Origin of the sequence: Streptomyces sp. NPDC096152, assembly GCF_044763235.1 — a bacterium.
Taxonomy (GTDB): domain Bacteria; phylum Actinomycetota; class Actinomycetes; order Streptomycetales; family Streptomycetaceae; genus Streptomyces.
Genome location: NZ_JBIWFW010000004.1, coordinates 582,855 through 605,158, shown reverse-complemented (window position 1 = coordinate 605,158; position 22,304 = coordinate 582,855). Strand labels below are relative to the sequence as shown.

At 74.5% G+C, this 22,304-nt stretch carries 15 protein-coding genes; 9 read left to right on the top strand and 6 right to left on the bottom strand.

Annotated features, from left to right (window positions below; genetic code table 11):
• The first annotated feature begins 66 nt into the window (after nt 1-66).
• Nucleotides 67-1,245 carry a damage-control phosphatase ARMT1 family protein gene (locus ACIQ9G_RS17215; protein ID WP_403609760.1) on the top strand — a complete coding sequence of 393 codons (1,179 nt, stop codon included), beginning with the start codon at nt 67-69 and terminating at the stop codon, nt 1,243-1,245.
• A gap of 51 nt (nt 1,246-1,296) precedes the next feature.
• Here the strand turns inward: ACIQ9G_RS17215 and ACIQ9G_RS17210 are convergent, their stop codons facing one another.
• Both ACIQ9G_RS17210 and ACIQ9G_RS17205 read right to left on the bottom strand, forming a co-directional pair.
• Complete coding sequence (locus ACIQ9G_RS17210) at nt 1,297-2,562, bottom strand: cytochrome P450 (protein ID WP_403609757.1); 1,266 nt, start codon at nt 2,560-2,562, stop codon at nt 1,297-1,299.
• The gene (locus ACIQ9G_RS17205; RefSeq protein WP_403609755.1) at nt 2,559-3,341 is read right to left on the bottom strand and encodes an alpha/beta fold hydrolase; all 783 of its coding nucleotides are present in this window, start codon (nt 3,339-3,341) and stop codon (nt 2,559-2,561) included. Before ACIQ9G_RS17205 ends, ACIQ9G_RS17210 begins: the two co-directional genes overlap by 4 nt.
• Nucleotides 3,342-3,493: 152 nt before the next feature.
• Here ACIQ9G_RS17205 and cyc2 point away from each other — a divergent pair, with 152 nt between their 5' ends.
• The 4 genes from cyc2 (at nt 3,494) to ACIQ9G_RS17185 (ending at nt 8,789) form a co-directional block, all read left to right on the top strand.
• Nucleotides 3,494-5,683, top strand: coding sequence for a germacradienol/geosmin synthase Cyc2 (cyc2, locus tag ACIQ9G_RS17200; RefSeq protein ID WP_403609752.1), 2,190 nt, complete (start codon nt 3,494-3,496; stop codon nt 5,681-5,683).
• A gap of 184 nt (nt 5,684-5,867) precedes the next feature.
• Complete coding sequence (locus ACIQ9G_RS17195; protein ID WP_403609750.1) at nt 5,868-6,428, top strand: PDZ domain-containing protein; 561 nt, start codon at nt 5,868-5,870, stop codon at nt 6,426-6,428.
• A gap of 240 nt (nt 6,429-6,668) precedes the next feature.
• A complete protein-coding gene (locus tag ACIQ9G_RS17190; RefSeq protein WP_403609747.1) occupies nt 6,669-7,796 on the top strand; it encodes an aminopeptidase P family protein in 1,128 nt (375 codons plus the stop codon).
• 48 nt (nt 7,797-7,844) lie between these two features.
• A complete protein-coding gene (locus tag ACIQ9G_RS17185) occupies nt 7,845-8,789 on the top strand; it encodes an aminoglycoside phosphotransferase family protein (protein ID WP_403609744.1) in 945 nt (314 codons plus the stop codon).
• A gap of 219 nt (nt 8,790-9,008) precedes the next feature.
• Here ACIQ9G_RS17185 and treZ read toward each other — a convergent pair whose 3' ends face one another.
• A complete protein-coding gene (treZ, locus tag ACIQ9G_RS17180; RefSeq protein ID WP_403609741.1) occupies nt 9,009-10,763 on the bottom strand; it encodes a malto-oligosyltrehalose trehalohydrolase in 1,755 nt (584 codons plus the stop codon).
• Between the two features lie 172 nt (nt 10,764-10,935).
• On the opposite strand from treZ, the gene ACIQ9G_RS17175 reads away from it, so the two are divergent.
• The 3 genes from ACIQ9G_RS17175 (at nt 10,936) to ACIQ9G_RS17165 (ending at nt 13,617) form a co-directional block, all read left to right on the top strand.
• Nucleotides 10,936-11,487, top strand: a complete 552-nt coding sequence (locus ACIQ9G_RS17175; protein ID WP_403609738.1) for an FHA domain-containing protein — start codon at nt 10,936-10,938, stop codon at nt 11,485-11,487.
• Nucleotides 11,488-11,830: 343 nt separating this feature from the next.
• A complete protein-coding gene (locus ACIQ9G_RS17170) occupies nt 11,831-13,195 on the top strand; it encodes a M14 family zinc carboxypeptidase (RefSeq protein WP_403609736.1) in 1,365 nt (454 codons plus the stop codon).
• Entirely contained in the window at nt 13,192-13,617 is a 426-nt protein-coding gene (locus ACIQ9G_RS17165; protein WP_403609733.1) for an SSI family serine proteinase inhibitor, read from the top strand. The genes ACIQ9G_RS17170 and ACIQ9G_RS17165 overlap by 4 nt, the downstream gene beginning before the upstream one ends.
• 141 nt (nt 13,618-13,758) lie before the next feature.
• Here the strand turns inward: ACIQ9G_RS17165 and ACIQ9G_RS17160 are convergent, their stop codons facing one another.
• The 3 genes from ACIQ9G_RS17160 to glgX form a co-directional block, all read right to left on the bottom strand.
• Nucleotides 13,759-15,009 carry a M14 family zinc carboxypeptidase gene (locus ACIQ9G_RS17160; protein ID WP_403609731.1) on the bottom strand — a complete coding sequence of 417 codons (1,251 nt, stop codon included), beginning with the start codon at nt 15,007-15,009 and terminating at the stop codon, nt 13,759-13,761.
• 162 nt (nt 15,010-15,171) lie between these two features.
• Entirely contained in the window at nt 15,172-17,547 is a 2,376-nt protein-coding gene (gene treY / locus ACIQ9G_RS17155; RefSeq protein WP_403609728.1) for a malto-oligosyltrehalose synthase, read from the bottom strand.
• A 155-nt stretch (nt 17,548-17,702) separates the two neighbouring features.
• Nucleotides 17,703-19,820, bottom strand: a complete 2,118-nt coding sequence (gene glgX, locus ACIQ9G_RS17150) for a glycogen debranching protein GlgX (RefSeq protein WP_403609725.1) — start codon at nt 19,818-19,820, stop codon at nt 17,703-17,705.
• A 1,182-nt stretch (nt 19,821-21,002) separates the two neighbouring features.
• On the opposite strand from glgX, the gene ACIQ9G_RS17145 reads away from it, so the two are divergent.
• Nucleotides 21,003-22,241, top strand: coding sequence for an SAV2148 family HEPN domain-containing protein (locus tag ACIQ9G_RS17145; protein ID WP_403609722.1), 1,239 nt, complete (start codon nt 21,003-21,005; stop codon nt 22,239-22,241).
• Nucleotides 22,242-22,304: the final 63 nt, after the last annotated feature.

Genomic DNA, 22,304 nt, shown 5'->3' with positions numbered 1-22,304 from the left:
CGACTCCGGCGAGCCCCGGGGAGCGGAAGATCGGGACGCGGACACCGGCGGGGTACGGTGAGGCGTATGCCCGACATCCCGTCCGCGCCCGTGCTGCTCGGCAACGAGCCCGGCTCGTTCCCGCACAGCGTGCTGGCCGAGCGGCACCCCGCCATCATCCGGCAGGTGCGGGACGCCTTCCCCTACGGCCCCGAGCAGCACCGCGCCCTCGACGCCCTGCTGGAGAGCTGCACGGAAGGCGTCGTCGAACCGCTCCCCGCCGACGCGCACGACCGCGACCGCTGGCGGGACTGGGGACTGGACTCGTACGCGGGCCGGTCCTGGTTCGACGTGCCGTGGCTGTGGTCCGAGAGCTACTTCTACCGCCGGCTCCTCGACGCCGTCGGCTACTTCGGCCCCGGCCCCTGGCAGGGCATCGACCCCTTCCGGCCCTCCAAGCTCGCCGAACTCGACGCCGGGGAGACGGACGAGGAACTCGCCGCGCTCGACGGACTGGAGGGCGAACCGGCCCAGGAGCGGGCGCGGGCGCTGCTGCACGGCTCCCTCTGGGGCAACCGCGCCGACCTCGGCTTCCGGCTGTCGGCGGCCGGTGCCGAGGCGGACCGGGCCGCCCCCGGACTGGTCGCCGACGACAGCGACGCCCTCTGGCAGCTGCTGCCGCCCTCCGGCACGGGCACACTCTGCCTCATCGCCGACAACGCCGGCCGTGAACTCGTCCCCGACCTCCTCCTCGTCGCCCACCTCCTCGACCACGGCCGGGTCGGGCGGGCGGTCGTGCACGTCAAGCCGTACCCGTACTACGTCTCCGACGCGACCACCGCCGATGTCGTCGACGCGGTGCGCCGGCTGCTGGCGGCGCCGGGCGCGGCCGCCGGCTACGGCCGGTGCCTGTGGTCGGCGATGGCCGACGGCCGCCTGACGGTGCGGGCCCACCCCTTCTCCTGCGCTCCGCTGCCGTACGCGGACATGCCCGGCGACCTGCGCGGGGAGTTCGCCGCGGCCGCGCTGACCGTGCTGAAGGGCGACCTGAACTACCGGCGGCTGGTGGGGGACCGGCTCTGGCCCCCGACCACCCCCTTCGCCGACCTCACGACCCCCTTCCCCGGCCCGGTGGCCGCCCTGCGCACCCTGAAGTCCGATGTGATCTGCGGTCTCGACGCGGACACCGAGGCGGCGCTGGACGCCGCCGAGGGCGGGCGCTGGCGCGTCGGCGGCACCCATGCGCTGATCCAGGTCAGGACGTGACCGCGCCCGGCGGACCGCGGCGGGCGCCCGCGGTCCGCGCGTACGCCGGTCTCAGGCGACACGCACGGGCAGGGACTTCAGCCCGTTGATGAAGTTCGACACCAGCCGCCGGGGCGGTCCGGCGAGCTCCGGCGGCGCCGGCAGCACCCGCAGCGCCTCGGCGTACAGCAGCCGCAGCTGCAGCCGGGCGAAGTGCGCGCCCAGGCAGACGTGCGGGCCGTCCCCGAAGGAGACGTGCGGATTGCGCCCACGAGCGAGGTCGAGCCGGTCCGGTGCGCAGAAGACCCGCTCGTCCCTGTTGGCCGAGCCGTGGAGGACGACCACCTTGTCACCGGCGCGGATCCGGCGGCCGGCCAGCTCGGTGTCGCGCGCGGCGGTGCGGCGGAAGGTGAGCACCGGCGGATGCCACCGCAGCAACTCCTCCACCGCCGAGCCGAGTTCCACCTCGCCCGCCCGGAGCCGCCGGTACGCCTCCGGGTGCTCGGCCAGCGTCAGCAGCCCGCCGGGGGCGGCGCTGCGCACGGTGTCGTTGCCCGCCACCGTGAGCAGGAAGAAGAACATCTCCAGCTCGGCGCCCGCGAGTTCGCCGTCGTGGGCGAGCGTGGTGAGCACGTCGTCAGCCGGGTGCCGCCGTTTGAACGCGGCCAGTTCCCGGGCGTAGGCGAACATGTCGCCCAGCATCGCCGGTGAGCGCGGATTGACCGGCCTGCCCGCCGCGTCCCGCACCGGGGCGCCGGCTTCGTCCGGGTCCTGGTAGCCGATGACCCGCTGGGTCCAGTGCAGCAGCAGCTTCCGGTCCCGCTCCGGCACACCGAGCAGGTCCGCGAGATTGAGCAGGGCGTAGTCGTCCGTGACGGCGGTGACCAGGTCGACGGTGCCGTCCGCCGCCCGGGCCGTCTCCAGGGCCCGCGCGAACAGGGCGCGCGCCCGTTCCTCCACGACCGCCGCGAACCGCTCGATGCGGCCCGGGGTGAACGCCCGGCTGACCAGGCGCCTGAGCCGTCCGTGTCCGGGCGGGTCCTGATTGAGCATCATGCGCCGGATGAACGGCAGGTCCCCGGCGTCCGGATCGCGGATCTGCGTGGCGCCCAGACACGACGAGTACGTCGCCGCGTCCTTCAGCACACGCACCACGTCCGCGTGCCGGGTCACCGCCCAGAACCCGGGCCCGGCCGGCCAGCCCAGCACCTCCGGCTCCTCCTGCCAGGCCACCGGATGATGGTCGCGCAGGACCCGGTAGGCGGCGTACGGCACCCCGGCGCCGTACCGGCGCGGGTCGAACACGTCCGGAACCGGTGGGGCCGCGCGCGTCGTCACGCCCTCTCGCCGTCGTCGGCGCGCAGGAAGTCCTCCACCACACGGACCAGTTCCAGCGGGGTCTCGTCCATGGCGTAGTGCCCGGCCGAGGCCATCTCGTGGAGTTCGGCCCGCGGGTACCAGCTCATCCAGGTCTGCCGGAGCAGCGCGGCGGACAGCGCGGGGTCGAGGGCCCCGGCCACGGCGAGCGCCGGTACGCCGGCCCCGCACACCCCGTCGTGGAAGTCCTCCCCGGCCCAGGAGTCCAGCCAGGCGCGGAACGCCTTGGAGTCGCTGCGCTCCAGCGACCGGGCGACCATGCGGTCCAGCCAGGCGGCGGGCCGGCGGCCGCCGGTGGTGAAGTCGATGATGGCGCGCCGGTTCTCCGGCCGGTCCGCCGCGTCCGCGAACAGCTCCCACTGGCCGGGCGGCAGGTCGAGGCCGCAGGCGGGCACGGGGGAGACCCCGGCGATCCGCCGCAGCCGGTCCGGAGCCGCCGAGAGCAGCCGCTGCGCGACCGCGCCGCCCATCGAGTGCCCCACCACCGAGAAGCGGTCCCAGCCGAGCCGGTCGGCCAGGTCCACCAGGTCCCGGGCCGCCTCGGAGGTCGTGTACGCCCCGGCGGCGTCCCTGGCCTCGCCGTAGCCGCGCAGATCCACCAGCGCGTAGGTGAGGTGCTCGCGGTCCAGATCGGGCAGCACGGCCGCGTACGCGGACCGGTCGGCGAACCAGCCGTGCACGGCGAACACCTTGTGGGCGCCGTCGCCGTGCACTTCATGAGGAAGCACGAAGGTCGTCATACGACCACCGTGGACCGGGAAGCAGGGGGCGGCAAGAGGCCGGACGGTGGACGCGGGGGCGAATGTCCCCTGTTCACCGACCGGTTCACGCGATGGTGTGATCACGTCCGGGCGGGCGGATGCCGCCGGAGCGCCACGGGTAGGGCCCGGCCATGACGCACCAGCCCTTCGAACTCCCGCACTTCTACCTGCCGTATCCCGCGCGCCTGAACCCGAACGTCGACGAGGCCCGGGCCCACTCGACGCGATGGGCGCGCGAGATGGGCATGCTGGAGGGGTCCGGGATCTGGGAGCAGGCCGACCTCGAGGCGCACGACTACGGACTGCTCTGCGCCTACACCCACCCCGACTGCGACGGACCCGCGCTCTCACTCGTCACCGACTGGTACGTGTGGGTCTTCTTCTTCGACGACCACTTCCTGGAGACCTTCAAGCGCAGCCAGGACCGTGCGGGCGGCAAGGCGTACCTGGACCGGCTGCCGCTGTTCATGCCGCTCGACCCGTCGGCCCCCGTCCCGGAGCCGCGCAACCCGGTCGAGGCGGGCCTCGCGGACCTGTGGGCGCGCACGGTGCCGGCCATGTCGGCCGACTGGCGGCGGCGGTTCGCGGTCGCCACCGAGCACCTGCTGAACGAGTCCCTGTGGGAGCTGTCCAACATCAACGAGGGCCGGGTCGCCAACCCGGTCGAGTACATCGAGATGCGCCGCAAGGTCGGCGGCGCCCCCTGGTCGGCCGGGCTCGTGGAGTACGCGACCGCCGAAGTGCCCGCGTCCGTCGCCGGATCGAGGCCGCTCAGGGTGCTGATGGAGACCTTCTCCGACGCCGTGCACCTGCGCAACGACCTGTTCTCCTACCAGCGGGAGGTGGAGGACGAGGGCGAGTTGAGCAACGGCGTGCTCGTCCTGGAGACCTTCTTCGGCTGCACCACCCAGGAGGCCGCCGACACCGTCAACGACGTCCTCACCTCGCGCCTGCACCAGTTCGAGCACACCGCGCTCACCGAAGTGCCCGCGCTGGCCGCGGAGCAGGGTCTCACCCCCGGCGAGGTCGCGGCGGTGGCGGCGTACGCCAAGGGCCTGCAGGACTGGCAGTCCGGCGGCCACGAGTGGCACATGCGCTCCAGCCGCTACATGAACGAGCGGGCGCGGCCGACCACACCCCGGCACCACCCCACGGGTCCCGGCACCTCGGCCGCCGACGTCGGCACGCTGCTCGCCGCGGCCGGTGCCATGGGGGCACCTCCCACGCCGTTCAGGCAGTGGGGGAGGTCGCGCGCCTACACGCACGTCCCGTACCAGCGGGTCGGACCCGCCCGCATCCCCGACCTGTACATGCCCTATCCGGTGGAGCTCAGCGGACATCTGGACGGCGCCAGGCGCCGGCTCGTCGAGTGGAGCCACCGCACGGGCATCCTCCGTGAGGGTGTGTGGGACGAGGACAAGCTCGCCGCCTACGACCTCGCGCTGTGCTCGGCGGGCCTCGACCCGGACGCCACGCCCGAGGCACTCGACCTGAGCGCGCAGTGGCTCGCCTTCGGCACCTACGGCGACGACTACTACCCGCTGGTCTTCGGGCACCGGCGCGACCTGGCCGCCGCCAGGCTGACCACGGCCCGGCTGTCGGCGTGCATGCCGGTGGAGGGGGAGGCGGCGCTCGTCCCGGTGAACGCCATGGAGCGCGCCCTGTGCGACCTGTGGGCGCGCACGACGGCGGAGATGACCCCGGACCAGCGGCGCACCTTCAAGCATGCGATCGACGTGATGACCGAGAGCTGGGTGTGGGAGCTGTCCAACCAGCTCCAGAACCGCATCCCCGACCCGGTCGACTACCTGGAGATGCGGCGCGCCACCTTCGGCGCCGACCTCACCCTGAGCCTCTGCCGGATGGGCCACGGCCCGGACCTCCCGCCCGAGGTCTACCGCAGCGGCCCGGTCCGCTCGCTGGAGAACGCGGCCGTCGACTACGCCTGCCTCCTCAACGACGTGTTCTCGTACCAGAAGGAGATCGAGTTCGAGGGCGAGATCCACAACGCCGTGCTCGTGGTGCAGAACTTCTTCGGCGTCGACTACCCGGCCGGGCTCGCCGTGGTCCACGACCTGATGACCCAGCGGATGCGGCAGTTCGAGCATGTCGTCGCCCATGAACTGCCCGTCGTGTACGACGACTTCGAGCTGTCGGAAAAGGCGCGCGAGGTCATGCGGGGCTATGTGACCGATCTGCAGAACTGGATGGCGGGCATCCTCAACTGGCACCGGAGCGTGGACCGCTACAAGGACGCGTGGCTGTCCCGGCGTACCCACCGCTTCCTGCCGGACCGCGCTCCCGTCCTGCCGGTCGGCTGACCCCGCGAGGCGCTCCTGGCCGGGCCCGTCGGTCCGGCCCCCTGGACCGGGACTCCTGGACCGGCTCCCCTGGGCGGGGTCGCCCGGACGGGGGCATGCCGGGCCGGGCCTTCCGGTCAGTCTCACTCTTTCGTGGCTCGTGGTGCGCCGGTGCCCCGGGTAGCTCACCAGCCGGAGGCGATCCATGGAACAGACCGCGTTGCGTCCCAAGCCGATGCCCGGCCGGGAGCCCGCCGGCACCACGCGCGGCTCCGCCGGCCACCCGCGCGCCGCGCGCCGGCGCGGCCGCCGGGTCACGACCCTGCTGCTCGGCCTGTGCGCCGGCCTGCTCCTGGTGCTGTCCGGGGTCGGCATCGGCACAGTCGGCGCCGCGGTGATCGGCATGAACAAGATGTCCGCGCCGGCGCGGCAGGAGGCCGGGCCCGGGGCGGCCCCGGCCCCTTCGGCCCGGTCCACGCCGGGCCCCGGCCCGGCGCCGGTGAGCATGACCCTGGGAGTGGAGGCGGTGGACGACGACCGGCCGGGCGCGCGAGTCGTCGGCGTCCACGTCCCCGGGCCCGGCTACTCGGCGGGCCTCGTCCGCGGGGACGTACTCCTGGTGTTCGGCAGAACCCGGATCGACTCGGCGGCGGACCTCGCACGCGCGGTAGCCCGGGCCCGCCCGGGCCGCACGGTGACCCTGACGGTCCGGCACCGCAGCGGCGGCTACCAGCAGCTCACGGCGACCTTGGGGGTCGTCACCTGACCCCCTTGCCCCACCGGGCCGGCGCGCTCGGGGTCCGGGCTCGGCGCCGGGCGCACGCCGGAGGGGAGGCGCCCGGCCCGCCCGCCGGCCGAGGGGGTCGGGCCGCGCCCCGGCCGCCGGGGTCGGTCCCCCCCAGCGCCGGGGCGGAACAAGCGGCGATCGGCTCGCGCTGCCCCGTTCGGGCGGGCAGGATGCTGCCCGTAGCTTTCAACGTTCCTTGAGCCGCACACGGAGGACCGGATGACCGGCAGCGCTGCCGCGCCCTTCACCGCCGACGACTACAGGGCCCGGATGGAACGCGCTGCGCGGGCCGCCGCCGACGCCGGACTCGCCGGGCTGCTGGTCGCGCCCGGTCCGGACCTGGTCTGGCTCACCGGCTACGAGCCCCCCGCCGCCACCGAGCGGCTCACGCTGCTCGTCCTCGACGCCGGACACGATCCCGTCCTCGTCGTCCCCACTCTGGAGGCCCCGGACGCCTGGAAGGCGGCGGGCGCGTCCGCCCTGACCCTGCGCGACTGGACCGACGGCAAGGACCCCTACGCCCTCACCGCCGGCCTCCTCGACGGCAGCGGCCGGTACGGCATCAGCGACAACGCCTGGGCCATGCACCTGCTCGGACTCCAGCGGGCCCTGCCCGGCACCGCCTACGCCTCCCTCACCCAGGCTCTGCCGATGCTGCGCGCCGTGAAGGACGTGGCCGAACTGGAGCTGCTGGCGGCCGCGGGCGCGGCCGCGGACCAGGCCTTCGAGGAGATCCGGAACGTGCCCTTCGCCGGGCGCCACGAGACCGACGTGGCCGCCGACCTCGCCGGTCTGCTGCGCCGGTTCGGGCACTCCCAGGTCGACTTCACCATCGTCGCCTCCGGGCCCAACGGCGCCAACCCGCACCACGAGGTCGGCGACCGCGTGATCGAGCGCGGCGACATGGTCGTCCTCGACTTCGGCGGGCTGAAACAGGGCTACGGCTCCGACACCTCCCGCACCGTCCATGTCGGCGAGCCCACCGACGAGGAGCGCCGGGTGCACGACCTGGTGCGCGAGGCCCAGGAGGCGGGCTTCCGGGCGGTGCGCCCCGGAGTCGCCTGCCAGGAGGTCGACCGGGCCGCGCGCGCGGTCATCGCCGACGCCGGGTACGGCGAGTACTTCATCCACCGCACCGGCCACGGCATCGGCGTCACCACGCACGAGCCGCCGTACATGATCGAGGGGGAGGAGCAGCCCCTCGTGCCCGGCATGTGCTTCTCCGTGGAGCCCGGGGTGTACCTGCCCGGCCGCTTCGGGGTACGCATCGAGGACATCGTCACGGTGACCGAGGACGGCGGCCGCCGCCTGAATGACACGACCCGCGAGATGGTGATAGTGGACTGACCGGACACCAGCGGCCCCTGCACGCAACCCGGACGACACGGCGCGACCATGACCCAGGCACCGACACCCACCGCGGACACCGTCCGCCGGCTGGTCCGCACCCTGCTCAAGGAGGACGCGGGCCCGGCCGCCGGACCCGAGATCCGGCCCGTCGCCGAGGGCGGCGGGCACTCCACGTGGTGGGTCGGCGCCCGCCATGTGCTGCGGCTCGCCCCCGACCGCGAGGCCGCCGCGCGCCAGCGCCGCGAACTGCGCCTGCGCGACCTGGTCCGCCCGCACCTGCCCTTCGCCGTTCCGGCGAGCGTCGCGCACGGCGAGTGGGCGCCGGGGCTGACGTACACGCTGGACACCAGGGTCGCCGGCGGCACGGCCGGGGACCACGAGGTCTCCGCCGTCGGGGAGGACGACCTGGCCGGGCTGTTCACGGGGTTGCGCGAGGTTCCCGCGCGCCAGGCGGAGACGCTCGGCGTCCCGCGTGTCGCGCCGCGCTCCCTGGAGGCGCTGCGCCGGATGGCGGTGCACGCCGCCGAGCGCCTCGGCGCCGCCGACGAGTTCGACTCCGCGCGGATGACCCAGCTTCCCCCGACCGTCGCGGCCCAGCTCGCCGCCCAGCCGGGCACCGCGGTCCTCATCCACCACGACCTCGGCGGCGATCACCTCGTGGTGAGCGCGGACGGCCGGGTGCGGGGCGTCCTGGACTGGACGGCGGCGGTCGTCGGGGACCCGGCCGAGGACATCGCGGGCCTCGCCCGCGCCGTCGGTTCCCCCGCCGCGGTACGCGCCGCCACCCTGGCCGGGTACGGCGCCCGGCCGTGCCTGCGCGGCCTGTGGCTCGCCCGCTGCGACACCGTGATCCGCCTCGCCGACCGCCTGGAGGGCCGCGACGACACCCCGCTGCCGCCGCTCAGGTCCCAGCTCCGCCACGCCTGGGAGGCGATCCTGCTCGAACGCGTGACGGAACTGCGGGAGGACGGCGGAAGCGAGCACTCCTGACCGTGCGGGTGACGGCGGGGACGCGGGCGCCCGGGGCGACAGACGAAGCGGCGAGGGGCCGCGGGTGGTCTTGCGGCCCGGTGATGCCCCTGCGGCCGGGTGGTCTTGCGGCCCGGTCAGCCCCTGCGGCCCTCCGGCCCGGTCAGCCCCGCGCCCCCCGCTAAGGGCCCCGCGACCCCCGGGGGAGGTGCGAGGGCCGCCCTTCGTCCGGCCCTCGGGTCAGCTTTGCAGCAGCACCACGCACGACTCCCCGGGCACGTGCAGCATCCCGGCCGCGTCGGGTGCCTCCACCGGGTCCCAGGCGGCCAGGACGCGGGCCGGGTGGGTGCCCAGCGGGATCGCCGCCGGCTCCTTGCCCAGGTTGACCGCCACCCGCACGTCCCCGCGCCGGAAGGCGAGCCAGCGGGCCTCCTCGTCGTAGGCCACCTTGGTGTCCGCGAGGTCGGGATCGGTCAGGTCCGGCTGCTCGTGCCGCAGGGCGATCAGCCGCCGGTACCAGTCCAGCACGCGCGCGTGCGGCTCGCGGTCCGGCTCGGACCAGTCCAGGCAGGACCGGTCCCGGGTCGCCGGGTCCTGCGGGTCCGGCACGTCCTCCTCCGCCCAGCCGTGTGCGGCGAACTCCCGTCGCCGGCCCCGGCGCACCGCCTCCGCCAGCTCCGGGTCGGTGTGGTCCGTGAAGAACTGCCAGGGCGTCCCCGCCGCCCACTCCTCGCCCATGAACAGCATCGGCGTGAACGGGGCCGTCAGGGTGAGCGCGGCCGCGCAGGCCAGCAGCCCGGGGGAGCCGGACAGGAGCGTGGACAGGCGGTCCCCCTGGGCGCGGTTGCCGACCTGGTCGTGGGTCTGGCTGTAGCCGAGCAGCCGGTGTGCCGCCACCCGCGTACGGTCCAGCGGGCGGCCGTGGTGGCGGCCCCGGAAACTGGAGTACGTCCCGTCGTGGAAGTAGCCGCCGGTGAGCGTCTTGGCCAGCGCGGCGAACGGGGCGCGCCCGAAGTCGGCGTAGTAGCCCTGCCTCTCGCCGGTCAGCGCGGTGTGCGCGGCGTGGTGGAAGTCGTCGTTCCACTGGGCGTGCAGGCCGAGGCCGCCCTCCGCGCGCGGGGTGACCAGCCGCGGATCGTTGAGGTCCGACTCGGCGATCAGGAAGAGGGGGCGGCCGAGGTCGGCGGAGAGCGCGTCCACCGCCGTCGACAGCTCCTCCAGGAAATGGCACGCGCGCGTGTCCACCAGCGCGTGCACCGCGTCCAGCCGCAGCCCGTCGATCCGGTACTCGCGCAGCCAGGCCAGCGCGCTGCCGAGCAGGAACGCGCGTACCTCGTCCGAGCCGGGCGCGTCCAGGTTGACCGCCGAGCCCCAGGGGGTGTGGTGCGTGTCGGTGAAGTACGGCCCGAACTCGGGCAGGTAGTTGCCCGAGGGGCCCAGGTGGTTGTGCACCACGTCCAGGACCACGCCCAGCCCCAGTTCGTGCGCCCGGTCGACGAAGCGCTTCAGTCCCTCGGGCCCGCCGTACGGCTCGTGCACCGCCCACAGCGACACCCCCTCGTAGCCCCAGCCGTGCCGGCCGGGGAACGGGCACACGGGCATCAACTCGACGTGCGTGACACCCAGTTCGGCCAGGTGCTCCAGCCGTGCGGCGGCCGCGTCGAAGGTGCCCTCGGGGGTGTACGTGCCGACGTGCAGCTCGTACAGGACGGCACCCGGCAGCGGGCGCCCGGACCAGTCCGCGGCCCGCCATGCGTAGCGCTCGTGGTCGACGACCGCGCTCAGCCCGTCCGGGCCGTCCGGCTGCCGCCGGGACCGCGGATCGGGCAGCACGGGACCGTCGTCCACCGCGAACCCGTAGCGCGAGCCGTCGCGCGCGTCGGCCTCCCCGATCCACCAGCCCGGCCGTTCCGGATCGTGCTCCAACGCGCGCGTGAAGCCGTCGCAATGGAGTGTCACTCGGCCGGCCTGCGGTGCCCACACCTCGAACTGCACGGACGGTTCCCCTTCGTCTGCTCACCGTGATGTAGCCCGTCCATGGTGCTTGAAACGAGATCAATCCGCCTGCCCATCCCGGCTTTTGCGGCGGGTGTCGTCGAAACCCCGCACCCGGGGCGGTTTCCGCGTGTGCTGGACACCCGGGACGCGCTGGCGGACAATCGCCAGCGTGACGTCGTCCTCCGAGTTCTCCACCTACCCCGCGCGGTTGTCGGACGCGGAGCGCGACAAGGCGCTGCGGGTGCTCCGTGACGGCGTCGCCATGGGCAGGCTGTCGCACGACACGTTCGTCCGGCGCCTCGAGCTGGCCCTGGCCGCCCGCCGGTCGGACGAACTCGCCGCGCTCACCTCGGACCTGCGCGCCGAGGGCCGCGTCTCCCGTCTGGTGTTCGGCACCGTCGAGGCCGTCTCCGGCTTCACCGTACGGCTGCGCAGGTCCTGGCAGGCCGAGCGGCTGCCCAAGCTGCTGCTGCCGCACCCCGGGTCGGGCCACCCGCTGCGCATAGGCCGCGACCCCGCCAGCGGCCTGCGGCTGAACCACGACACGGTCTCGCGCGTGCACGCCGAACTGCGCCATCAGGGCGGGATGTGGGTCCTGCGGGACCTGGGCTCGACCAACGGCACGACCGTCAACGGGCGGCGCGTGATCGGCGCGGCCGTCGTCCGCGCGGGCGACCAGGTCGGCTTCGGGCGGGTCGCCTTCCGGCTCGCCGCTCCTTGAGCCGTGCCGCTCCTTGAGCCGTGCCGCTCCTTGAGCCGTGCCGCTCCTTGAGCCGTGCCGCTCCTTGAGCCGTGCCGCTCCTTGAGGGCTGTCGGCGCCCGCCGAATCCAGCCGCGCGCTGAGCCGGGCCGCCCAGTGAATCCCGCGGCCCGCTGAGCCGGGCCGCCCCCTCAGCCCCGCCGCCCCCGCGCCCGCCACCGACCGCGCCGCTCCTCACCTCTGGCCCGTGCATCACCCAGCGCGGTTGGTCAAGTCCGTTTTCGGACGGCACTGTTGACGTACTGCACAAGTCGTGACTGACTGTGCGTACCTCCTGCACACCAGGTGAAACGACGGCGCCACATTGTGGAGGTGTGCCCTGCCGCCCCTCCTCCGCTACCCGTCCGTCGACGAGCTGGGCGCCCGCGCGGCCGCACTCGTCGCCCGCCGCCCCGAGAAGGCCCGGCTGCGCCGCGTGGGCACCTCCCGCGCGGGCACGCCGATGTGGCTGCTCTCCGTCGGCCACGGCGAACGGCAGGCCCTCGTCGTCGCCGGGCCCCACGCCAACGAACCCGTGGGCGGGGCCACCGTCCTCCGGCTGGCCGAACGGGTCCTCGCCGAACCCGGCACCGGCGAGGACTCCGACGTCACCTGGAACCTGCTGCTCTGCCTGGACCCCGACGGCTCCCGCCGCAACGAGGGCTGGCTCACCGGCCCGTACAGCCTCGGCCGGTACTTCCGAAACTTCTTCCGCCCGGGCTTCCTGGAGCAGCCCGAGTGGCTGCCCGACGGCGCCGGGGCGGCCGCGCTGCCGGAGACCCGCACCCTGCTCGACCTCCAGGACGAGCTGCGGCCCTTTCTGCAGTGCTCGCTGCACGGCGTGGACGTAGGCGGCGGCTTCGTCGAGCTGACCCGCGACCTGCCAGGCCTGCCGCAGCGCGTCGCGCACACCGCGGCCCGCCTCGGCATCCCGCTCGAACTCGGCGCCTACGACGCCCTGTACTGGCCCGGCCTGGGGCCCGCCGTCTACCGGATCCCGCCGCCGCGCCGGGGCGACCTGGCCGCAGCCATCACGGAGGCCGCCGTGGAGTCGACGTGGTTCCACCCGGTCCGGCACGGCACGGTGACCGCGGTGGTCGAGGCCCCCATGTGGGGCGTGGCCTCGGTGGCGGACGGCGCCCCGCACCCGGACCCGGACGCGGTGCTGCGCACGGTGAGCCGCGGCCTGCGCCACGACACACGGCTCCTGGAGCGGCTGCTGGCGCGCATCCGGCCGCACCTGGCCGACACGCCGGACGCGGCCCGGCTGCTCGCTCCCGTGGACGACTATTTACTGGTCTGCCCCGGACTCGCCGACGCCTGGGACCCCGGCGCCCTGGGTGGGGGGCGCCCGCTGCCGCCGCTGACCGCCGCCCACCTGGTCGCCCTGCGCATCGCCGGGCGGCGGCTGGCCCTGCGCACCGCCGGGCTGCTGCACCGGCTCGTGCGCGGCGCCGGGCGCGATCCGGCCTGCGCCCTGCCGGAGCTGGAGCGGCTCATCGAGGAGTGGTGCGCCGACTACCGCGACGGCTTCGGAGCACGCTGGGTACCGGTCGCCCGGCAGGCCGAGTACCAGACCCGGGTGGTGCTCGCCGCGGCCCGGCTGGCCGGGCGGTTCCCGCATCCCTGCTCCCGTTCGGGTGAGCCGGACTGGGGTCCGCAGGCCGCCGTGCCGATACACCGGGAATGACACCCTTCACCAAGGCGACCGCGAAGCGGCTGCGGCGCGTGCTGCCGGCCGCGGCCGCCCTGCTCCTCGCCTGCCCGGCCCCGGCCCAGGCGGCGCACCAGCACACCGGCCCGGGCGACTGGCTCTACGTCACGGTCACCCGCGGTGACGCCCGGGCCGGCGACACGCGCCGCGCCCTGCTGCTGTGCGACCCGCCTTGGGGCCACGTCCACGCGGCCGAGGCCTGCTCCCAGCTCCGCGCGGCGCGCGGCGACATCCGCGGCATCCCGCGCCGGGAGGTGTTCTGCGCGATGGTCTACGCACCCGTGACCGTCCACGCGAGGGGCCGCTGGCAGGGGCGGGCGGTCACCTACACGCAGACCTTCGCCAACACCTGCGAGATGAAGGCGCGCACGGGCGAGGTGTTCGCGCTGGACCGCTGACGGCGGACCCGCGGGCGGCCGCCGGGACCGCGCGCGTGACGGTGCCGCCGGGACCGCGCGCGTGGCGGTCGCCGCCGGGCCGACGCGCGCGAAGGCGGCCACCGGGCCGCCCGATCGCGCGCCCGCGCCCGGCGGTCGCCGTCAGGCCGCCCGGTCGCGGGCGTGCCGTGCGGTGGCGAGGACCGTACGGCACTGGTGCTCGACCTGGTGCTCCAGCGGCACCCAGCGGGCCCGGAAGCGCTCCGCGAACTCCTCGCTCCAGGACGCCACCAGCCGCTCCAGACGCGGCGCGCCCGGGTCGTCGGCCTCCCTGAGCACCCGCCGCAGCATCGCCGCGGTGCGCAGGGGCAGCCGGCGGCCGAAGGCGTCCACGCTCCCGACGTACGCCCGCGTCGTGTCGGCCGGCGGGGTGTGGACCCAGTCCGAGGCCAGGCCCGGCATCAGGCTCAGCACCCACGTGGCGGCCCGGAGCAGCGGCCCGTCGGCCCCGGCCAGCCGGGGCAGCGCGTCGGCGAGCACCAGCTCCACCTCCCGCGCGTCCCGCAGCAGCCGGTGCGCAAGCCGCCGGATCGCCACCGCCGGAGCGGGATGCGGGGCGGGGTCGTCCACCAGGTCGCTCGCCCACATCGGCACCTCCACCACCGCCGTCAGACCGCCGTAGCGGTGCACGTGGTACCAGGTGCTGTGCCGCGCGTCGTCCGGCAGGCTCGGGTAGGCCGGATCCGAGCCGGGCTCCGGCATCACCCGCACCCCGGGCCCGGACGCGGGCCAGCCCGCGGCGTCCGAGGCGCCCGTCTCCACCGGGATGCGCAGCTCCGCCGCCGACTTGGCGAACGGCTCCGCGAGTCCGGGCACGTCTCTCGTCAACTGCACCCAGCTGCCGCCCAGATCGGTGCCGTGCAGGGTGACCTGGAGGTAGGGCCGCAGCGCGTCGATGACCCCGGTCAGCGCGCGCGTCTCGGGCGGCAGCCGGTCGGGGGGAAGTACGGAGGGCGACCACTCCGGCTGCTCGGGCCCGGCCGGCCGGAAGAAGCCGAGGTGGTAGTCGAGCAGGCTGCGCGGGGCGGGCGTCACGTGCAGGCTCGCCCCGTCCGGGTCCGCGCACAGCAGGAAGTGCCAGGAGGTGTCGGCCCGCAACGGCCACTCGTCCAGGACGCGGTGGGCGAGCGCGAGCAGGGTGGAGCCGCCGGTGGGCTCGTTGGCGTGCGCCCCGGCGACCACCAGCACGGAGCGCCGGGCGTGGCCCACGGACAGCAGGTGCAGCGGCCGGCCCGCGCGGGAGAGGCCCACCTGATCCAGGGAGCACAGGTCCGGCCGGTGTGCGGCCAACGCGCTTGCGGCGGAGACCAGTTCGGGAACGGTGGGGTAGCGCAGCTCCGGCAGGAGACTCACCCCCGATGTGTCCGACCGGCTTCGCATCCGCAGTACCCCACGGACTCGGTGAACTGTCAAGCACGCCCCGGGGAGCCGCCCGGGGGCGCCCGGTGGCACACCCACCGGAACCCGATCTTCAGCCGCCGGACACGGCCCCGGACACGCCCCGCCGGGCAGGCCTCAGGACCCGGCGGCCGCGGCCCCGCCCGCTTCGGCTCGCTCCAGCAGGGTCACCGGCAGGCGGGCGAAGAGTTCCGCCAGGGGGACCTCGCCCTCGAACCGGCGTTCCGGCGCCAGGGCGTCGGTCCATCGGCCCGGGGGGAGGGGCAGCCGGGTGTCGCGCCAGCCGCCCGCCTCCGCCAGGCGGAGCGACAGCCGGGTCACGGCCGTGATCGCCGCGCCGGACCGCACGAACGCCAGGCAGTGGTCCGCGGCAGGCCCTTCGGCGGGCAGCGGCGCGTACGTCGCCGACTCACCGAAGACCTCCGGCCGCCGGGCCCGCAGCCCCAGCGCCGCCGCCGTCACCGCGCCCTTCTCCCCGGGATCCACCGGCGGGAACCGCACCGGCCGCCGGTTGTCCGGGTCCACCAGGGCCCGGTACTCGGCCTCCGTGCCCTGGTAGACGTCCGGCACGCCCGGCATCGTCAGATGCGCCAGCGCCGTCCCCAGCACGTTCGCCCGGATGTGCGGCTCCAGCGAGTTCCGGAAGTCCGCGACCCGCTCGCCCGGCACCCCGCAGGGCCCCTCCGCGACGAACCGCGCCACCGCCTCCTCGTACGACGGCTCCTGCTCCGTCCAGCTGGTGAAGAGCCCCGCCTCGCGCGCGTGCTTCAGCAGGGCGGGCCCCACCCGCTCCGCGTCCGCCGGACCGAGCCCGAACACCGTCTGCCAGGCCGCCCACGCGAGCTGCCCGTCCGGCACGGCCTCCTCGTCGCGCGTCACCTCGGCGAGCAGCTCCGCCCAGCGCCCGGGGCACTCCGTCAGCACGGCCAGCGCCGCCCGGACGTCGGCGCTGCGCTTGGTGTCGTGGGTGGTCACCACGGTCCCGGTGGCGGGCCAGTCGCGCTGCACCCGCGCGCAGTAGGTGTGGAAGTCCTCCGCGGGCACCCCGGGGTGCCCGGGATCGCCGCCGACCTCGTTGGCCGCCAGCAGCGGCACATAGCGGTAGAACGCCGTGTCCTCCAGGGACTTCGCACGCAGCGCGGACGAGGCCTGCGCGAACCGCGTCCGCAGCTCCGCGGCCCCCGCCCCCGCGCCGGCCCGCCCGAGCAGGACCGCGCGCACCACGTCGACCGCCCCGCCCTCCTCCGGCACGGTGAAGGCGAGCCGGGCCTCCCGCGCCGCGTCCGCGGTGACCACCCGCGCCGCGTCGACCGAGTCGTAGGGCCGGTACACCTCCATCCGGACGAGCAGCTCCCGCAGCGCGGTGCGCAGCGCCCAGGGCGCGCGGTCGCGCAGCGCCGGGTCGGGCGAGCCGGCGCACAGACGGCTCGCCACCCGGGTCAGCCGATCCGTCTCGGCGGCCAGCTCGTGCGTGATCACCTCGTACGCCGCCCGCCGCGCCGTCGCGTCCCAGTCGCCGCCGCGGTCCGTCTGCGGGGCCGCGAACCTCCGGTACGCGTCCGTCAGCTCGCGCGCCCCCGCCGGGTCGGTGAACAGGCCGTCGACGTGCCGGAGGGCGTCGTAGCCGGTGGTGCCCGCGACCGGCCAGGACACCGGCAGGTGCTCGTGGTCCGCGAGGATCTTCTCCACGACCGTCCAGCGGCCGCCGCTCGCCGCGTGCAGCCGGGCGAGATAGGTGTCCGGATCGGCGAGGCCGTCCGGGTGATCGACGCGCAGCCCGTCGACGACGCCCTCGTGCAGCAGCTCCAGGATCTTGGCGTGGGTGGCCTCGAACACCTCCGGATCCTCCACCCGCACCCCGATCAGGTCGGAGATGCTGAAGAACCTCCGGTAGTTCAGCTCGGTGCGGGCCAGCCGCCACCACACGGGGCGGTACCACTGGGCGTCGAGCAACTGCGGCAGCGGCAGCCCGCCGGTGCCCTCGCGCAGCGGGAAGACGTGGTCGTAGTAGCGCAGGACGTCGCCGTCGGCCTTCAGTTCGCCGATCTCCTCGCCGACCGGGCCGCCGAGCACCGGCAGCAGCACCTGGCCGCCCTGGGCCTCCCAGTCGATGTCGAACCACCGGGCGTAGGGCGACGAGGGCCCCTCCCGCAGCACCTCCCACAGCGCCCGGTTGTGCCGCGGCGCCATGGCCATGTGGTTCGGCACGATGTCCACCACCAGGCCGAGGCCGTGCTCCCGCGCGGCGCGTGCCAGCGCGCGCAGCCCCTCCTCGCCGCCGAGCTCGCCGCGCACCCGGGCGTGGTCGACCACGTCGTAGCCGTGCGGGGAGCCGGGGACCGCCTCCAGGACGGGGGACAGGTGCAGGTGCGAGACGCCGAGCGAGGCCAGGTACGGCACGGCGGCGGCCGCGGCGGCGAACGGGAAGTCGGGCTGGAGCTGGAGCCGGTAGGTGGCGGTGGGCACGAGGGGGGCGGGGCGCTCCTGTGTCATGGAGGGTTACGTACCCGCCCCACCGGCTTTCCTGTCACCCGCGAACCCGCCCGGGCCCGGGGAGCCGTCCCGCAGAGAGGGGAACCCGCCCGCGGACGCGGGAACCCGCCCGGGCCCGGCCTCTCGGCCTGGCCGGGCGGGCCCGGGTGGTGTCGCTAGTTCGGCCGCTGGAGCACGGTCAGGCTGCGGTCCCTCAGGGGGATCCGCTCCCCGGCCTGCACCTTCGGCCCGGTGCCAGGCGGGACCGGGTCCGTGCGGGCGGTGTCGACCACCACCTGCCACTCGTGCCCGTGATGGGTCGGCACGAGGAACTCCAGCGGCTCCGGCGCCGCGTTGAACATCAGCAGGAAGGAGTCGTCGGTGATGCGCTCCCCGCGCTGGCCCGGCTCCGAGATCGCGTTGCCGTTGAGGAACACCGTCAGCGCGGACGCCTGCGCCGAGTCCCAGTCCCGCTGGGTCATCTCGGCCCCCTCGGGGGTGAACCAGGCGATGTCGGACAGGTCGTCGTGGGTGCCCTCCACCGGCCGCCCGTGGAAGAACCGGCGCCGGCGGAAGACCGGGTGGTCCTTGCGCAGCTCGGCCATCGCCCGGACGAAGTCCAGCAGCTCGTCGCCGTTCTCGTCGGGGTCCGGCCACCGCACCCAGGACAGCTCGTTGTCCTGGCAGTAGGCGTTGTTGTTGCCGCGCTGGGTGCGGGCGAACTCGTCGCCGTGGCTGACCATGGGCACGCCCTGGGAGAGCATGAGCGTGGCGAAGAAGTTGCGCATCTGGCGGGCGCGCAGCTCCAGGACGTCCTCGTCGCCGGTCTCGCCCTCGGCTCCGCAGTTCCAGGACCGGTTGTGGCTCTCACCGTCCCGGTTGTCCTCGCCGTTGGCCTCGTTGTGCTTGTCGTTGAAGGCCACCAGGTCGTGCAGGGTGAAGCCGTCGTGGCAGGTCACGAAGTTGATCGAGGCCAGCGGGCGCCGGCCGTCGTCCTGGTAGAGGTCGGAGGAGCCGGTGAGCCGGGAGGCGAACTCCGCCAGGGCCCGCGGCTCGCCCCGCCACAGGTCCCGGACGGTGTCGCGGTACTTGCCGTTCCACTCCGTCCACAGCGGCGGGAAGTTCCCCACCTGGTAGCCGCCCTCGCCCACGTCCCACGGCTCGGCGATCAGCTTGACCTGCGAGACCACCGGGTCCTGCTGCACCAGGTCGAAGAACGACGACAGCCGGTCCACCTCGTGGAACTGCCGGGCCAGGGTCGCCGCCAGGTCGAAGCGGAAGCCGTCGACGTGCATCTCGGTGACCCAGTACCGCAGCGAGTCCATGATCAGCTGCAGCACGTGCGGGGACCGCATGAGCAGGGAGTTCCCGGTGCCGGTGGTGTCCATGTAGTACCGGGGGTCGTCCGTGAGCCGGTAGTACTGGGGGTTGTCGAGGCCCTTGAAGGACAGCGTCGGCCCCAGGTGGTTGCCCTCGGCGGTGTGGTTGTAGACCACGTCGAGGATGACCTCGATCCCGGCCTCGTGCAGCGCCCGGACCGCCGACTTGAACTCCAGGACCTGCTGACCGCGGTCGCCCCAGGAGGCGTACGCGTTGTGCGGGGCGAAGAAGCCGATCGTGTTGTAGCCCCAGTAGTTGTTCAGGCCCATGTCCACCAGGCGGTGGTCGTTGACGAACTGGTGCACCGGCATCAGCTCCAGCGCCGTGACCCCGAGCTCCGTCAGATGCTCGATGATCGCCGGGTGGGCCAGGGCCGCGTAGGTGCCGCGCAGCTCCTCGGGCAACCCCGGGTGCCGCATGGTGAGGCCCTTGACGTGTGCCTCGTAGATCACCGTCTCGTGGTACCCGCGGCGCGGCGGACGGTCGTCGCCCCAGTCGAAGTACGGGTTGACCACGACCGACGTCATCGTGTGCGGCGCCGAGTCCAGGTCGTTGCGCCGGTCGGGGTCGTCGAAGTGGTAGCCGTACACCTCCTCGCCCCAGTGGACCGAGCCGCTGATCGCACGCGCGTACGGGTCGAGCAGCAGCTTCGAGGAGTTGCAGCGCAGACCGCGCTCGGGAGCGTACGGCCCGTGCACCCGGAACCCGTACCGCTGCCCCGGCATGATGCCGGGCACGTACGCGTGCCGGACGAACGCGTCGCTCTCGCGCAGTTCCACCGCCGTTTCCGAGCCGTCGTCGTGCAGCAGACACAGCTCTACTCGGTCCGCGGCTTCGGTGAAGACCGCGAAGTTGGTACCGGCGCCGTCGTACGTGGCGCCGAGCGGATACGCCTCTCCAGGCCAGACCTGCATGGATCACGACTCTTTCAGGTGTGCGGCACCGCCGGTGGCGCCTTGCCTCCGAGTCTCCCCGAAAGCGAGGGAACCACCCATGACTTATGTCCCTCTTACCCGTCGACCAGTGCATACGCGGTATGACGCCCTCTTGTCGACCGACCGGCGCATACACCCGTATGCCGAACCAGTGGGGCAATCGAGTACTCCCGTGACCGAAGGGGAGCAGGGGCAAGAGGTGCGTCGAGCAGTGCACCGACATCTGCGCGAGGTGGTGGCCGGGGCGGCCGTCGCGGTGGCGGGGGCCGCCCCGGCGGTGGCGGCCGGTCCGCCGGGCACGGCGGACGCCGACGAGTCGGGCGGCACCCGGGGGACGCGGGCCGCCGGGGCGGCGGTCCCGGGGCGGGACGCGGCCGCGCCCGGCGTGGTCGAGGCGGCCCCCCGCCGAGGGCGCGAAGGGCACGGGCACCGATCCGCTCACCGGGGACGAGCCCCGGCGGGCCGAGGCGGCGGCTCACGTCGGGCACCCACTACGTCGCCGCGACGGACGAGCCCCGGCGGGCCGAGGCGGCGGCCCTCAGCGGGCAGCGGGTGGCCGCCGGTACGGACGCCGAGGGGCTCCGCGGCCCGCGGCGCCCCGGCGCCAAGCTCGGCGCACCCGAGACGGACGAGCTGGACCACCCGCACCCGCCCCGGCGCGCCGACGTGACCTTCCACGACCACCGAACGACACCCTCGTCACCCGGACGGTGGACCTGGCCGCCGGCCGGGTCGTGCACACCGGCAGCCGGCACGGGCGCTCCTTCGTGCTCGACCTCGGCGCCCGCAGGGCCGGCCGGCTCGACGGCTGAGCCGCGCCCGCCGGCCGGACTCGCGGCGCCGTGCGCCTTCCCGCAGCGAGGAGCTCGCGGGCGCCGCGCGCAACAGCCGCTGGTGGCGGATCGTCAGCGCGTGCGGCCGGAACAAGGACGACCACCCCCGGCCGTACGAGCTCGTCCCCGCCGCCACCAAGTGGCTCCCGCGCGACGTCACCGTTATGAATCCGCTCACGCCGCACAGCCGGCCGATCAGAACGGGCATGCGCAAGAACGTAGTTGAGAAACGAGCTGTCCATCCGGCTGCACCGCGGACCGCTCCCGGAGTACCCTTCCTTGATCGTTGGGACGGGGAGAGCTCGGGGGAGCGGAAGGCGGTGCACGGGTGGGCTCGGGAGGCCTGGAGCTGCCCCCTGGTGACGAAGGTCACGAGGGGAACTCCGCAGACGTCCCGCCCGGCGCGGTGTCCCTGGCCCGGCCGATGGACGCGGGTGCCATCGGGCCGGAGCTGGACTGGGACGCCGACGCCTGGCGCGAGGTGCGCACGCGCGCCCAGCGGGCCGGCCGGGCCTACATCTGGCTGAACCTCGTCGAACAGCGGCTGCGCGCCGTCGTCTCCGCCGTGCTGCGGCCCGTCTACGAACCCGTCCACGGCGACGAGTGGGTGGTCGCCGCCGCCGGACCGGCCGGCCAGGAGTGGGTGCAACGCGCCGTCGCGGTCCGCGAAGTCAGCCGCCGCAAGGGCTACTTGCTCGACCCGGCCGACGACAACGTGATCAGCTTCCTCACGCTGCCGCAGCTGCGCGAGCTGATGGTGCAGCACTGGCCCTGCTTCGAGCCGTACATCGACGAGCGCCGGGACGTCGAACTCGCCCTGGACGAGCTGGAGGTCACCCGCAACGTCGTCTCCCGCAACCGGGCCCTGTCGGAGGCGGTGCTGAACCAGGCCGAGCGGGCCTCGGCGCGGCTCCTGGAGATCCTCGGGACGGGCGGCGACGTGCCCTCCGCGCGGCGGCTGCCGGTCGACGCGGTGGAGGACCTGGTCGGCGACCGGTACGCGGACGTGGTCGCCGTGCACCCGGACCGGGTGCGGCTGCTGCGCCAGTTCCCCGCCGAGGACATCTTCGGCGGCGCCCGCCGCCTGGACGCCATCGGCATCGGCCTGAACCTGCTGGTGCAGAACTTCTCCGGCCGCCGCCTGGTGCGCCTGGCCGAGGCCGGCGGCCGGGTGCGGCTGCTGTTCCTGAACCCGGCCTCCAGCGCCGTCAAGCGGCGCGAGCGCGAACTCGGCCTCAAGCGCGGCGAGCTGAGCCGGTCCGTGGAGATGAACATCCTGCACATGCGCCGGGTGCGCTCCCGGCTGCGCGATCCGGGCGCCTTCGAGATCCAGGTCTACGACGAGACACCGCGCGCCACGGCCTATCTGGTCGACGGCGACGGCTCCGACGGCATCGCGGTCGTGCAGTCCTATCTGCGGCACAGCCGGGGCATGGAGGCGCCGGTGCTCGTGCTGCGCAACGGCAACCGGGTCGTCAAGTCGGACCAGGTGGACGAAGGCGGTCTTTTCTTTACCTATCGCGAGGAGTTCGAGCTGATGTGGGCGGATTCGCGCCCGGTGTCCTGACGCCGCCCCGCCCGCGGGGAGCGGAACGCGGTCCCCGGATTGTCAGTGGCGCGTGCGAGGGTG

Coding starts and splice junctions, on each gene's coding strand:
- ACIQ9G_RS17215 (WP_403609760.1), top strand. CDS start 67: ATGCCCGACATCCCGTCCGCGCCCGTGCTGCTCGGCAACGAGCCCGGC.
- ACIQ9G_RS17205 (WP_403609755.1), bottom strand. CDS start 3,341: ATGACGACCTTCGTGCTTCCTCATGAAGTGCACGGCGACGGCGCCCAC.
- cyc2 (WP_403609752.1), top strand. CDS start 3,494: ATGACGCACCAGCCCTTCGAACTCCCGCACTTCTACCTGCCGTATCCC.
- ACIQ9G_RS17195 (WP_403609750.1), top strand. CDS start 5,868: ATGGAACAGACCGCGTTGCGTCCCAAGCCGATGCCCGGCCGGGAGCCC.
- ACIQ9G_RS17190 (WP_403609747.1), top strand. CDS start 6,669: ATGACCGGCAGCGCTGCCGCGCCCTTCACCGCCGACGACTACAGGGCC.
- ACIQ9G_RS17185 (WP_403609744.1), top strand. CDS start 7,845: ATGACCCAGGCACCGACACCCACCGCGGACACCGTCCGCCGGCTGGTC.
- ACIQ9G_RS17165 (WP_403609733.1), top strand. CDS start 13,192: ATGACACCCTTCACCAAGGCGACCGCGAAGCGGCTGCGGCGCGTGCTG.
- treY (WP_403609728.1), bottom strand. CDS start 17,547: ATGACACAGGAGCGCCCCGCCCCCCTCGTGCCCACCGCCACCTACCGG.
- glgX (WP_403609725.1), bottom strand. CDS start 19,820: ATGCAGGTCTGGCCTGGAGAGGCGTATCCGCTCGGCGCCACGTACGAC.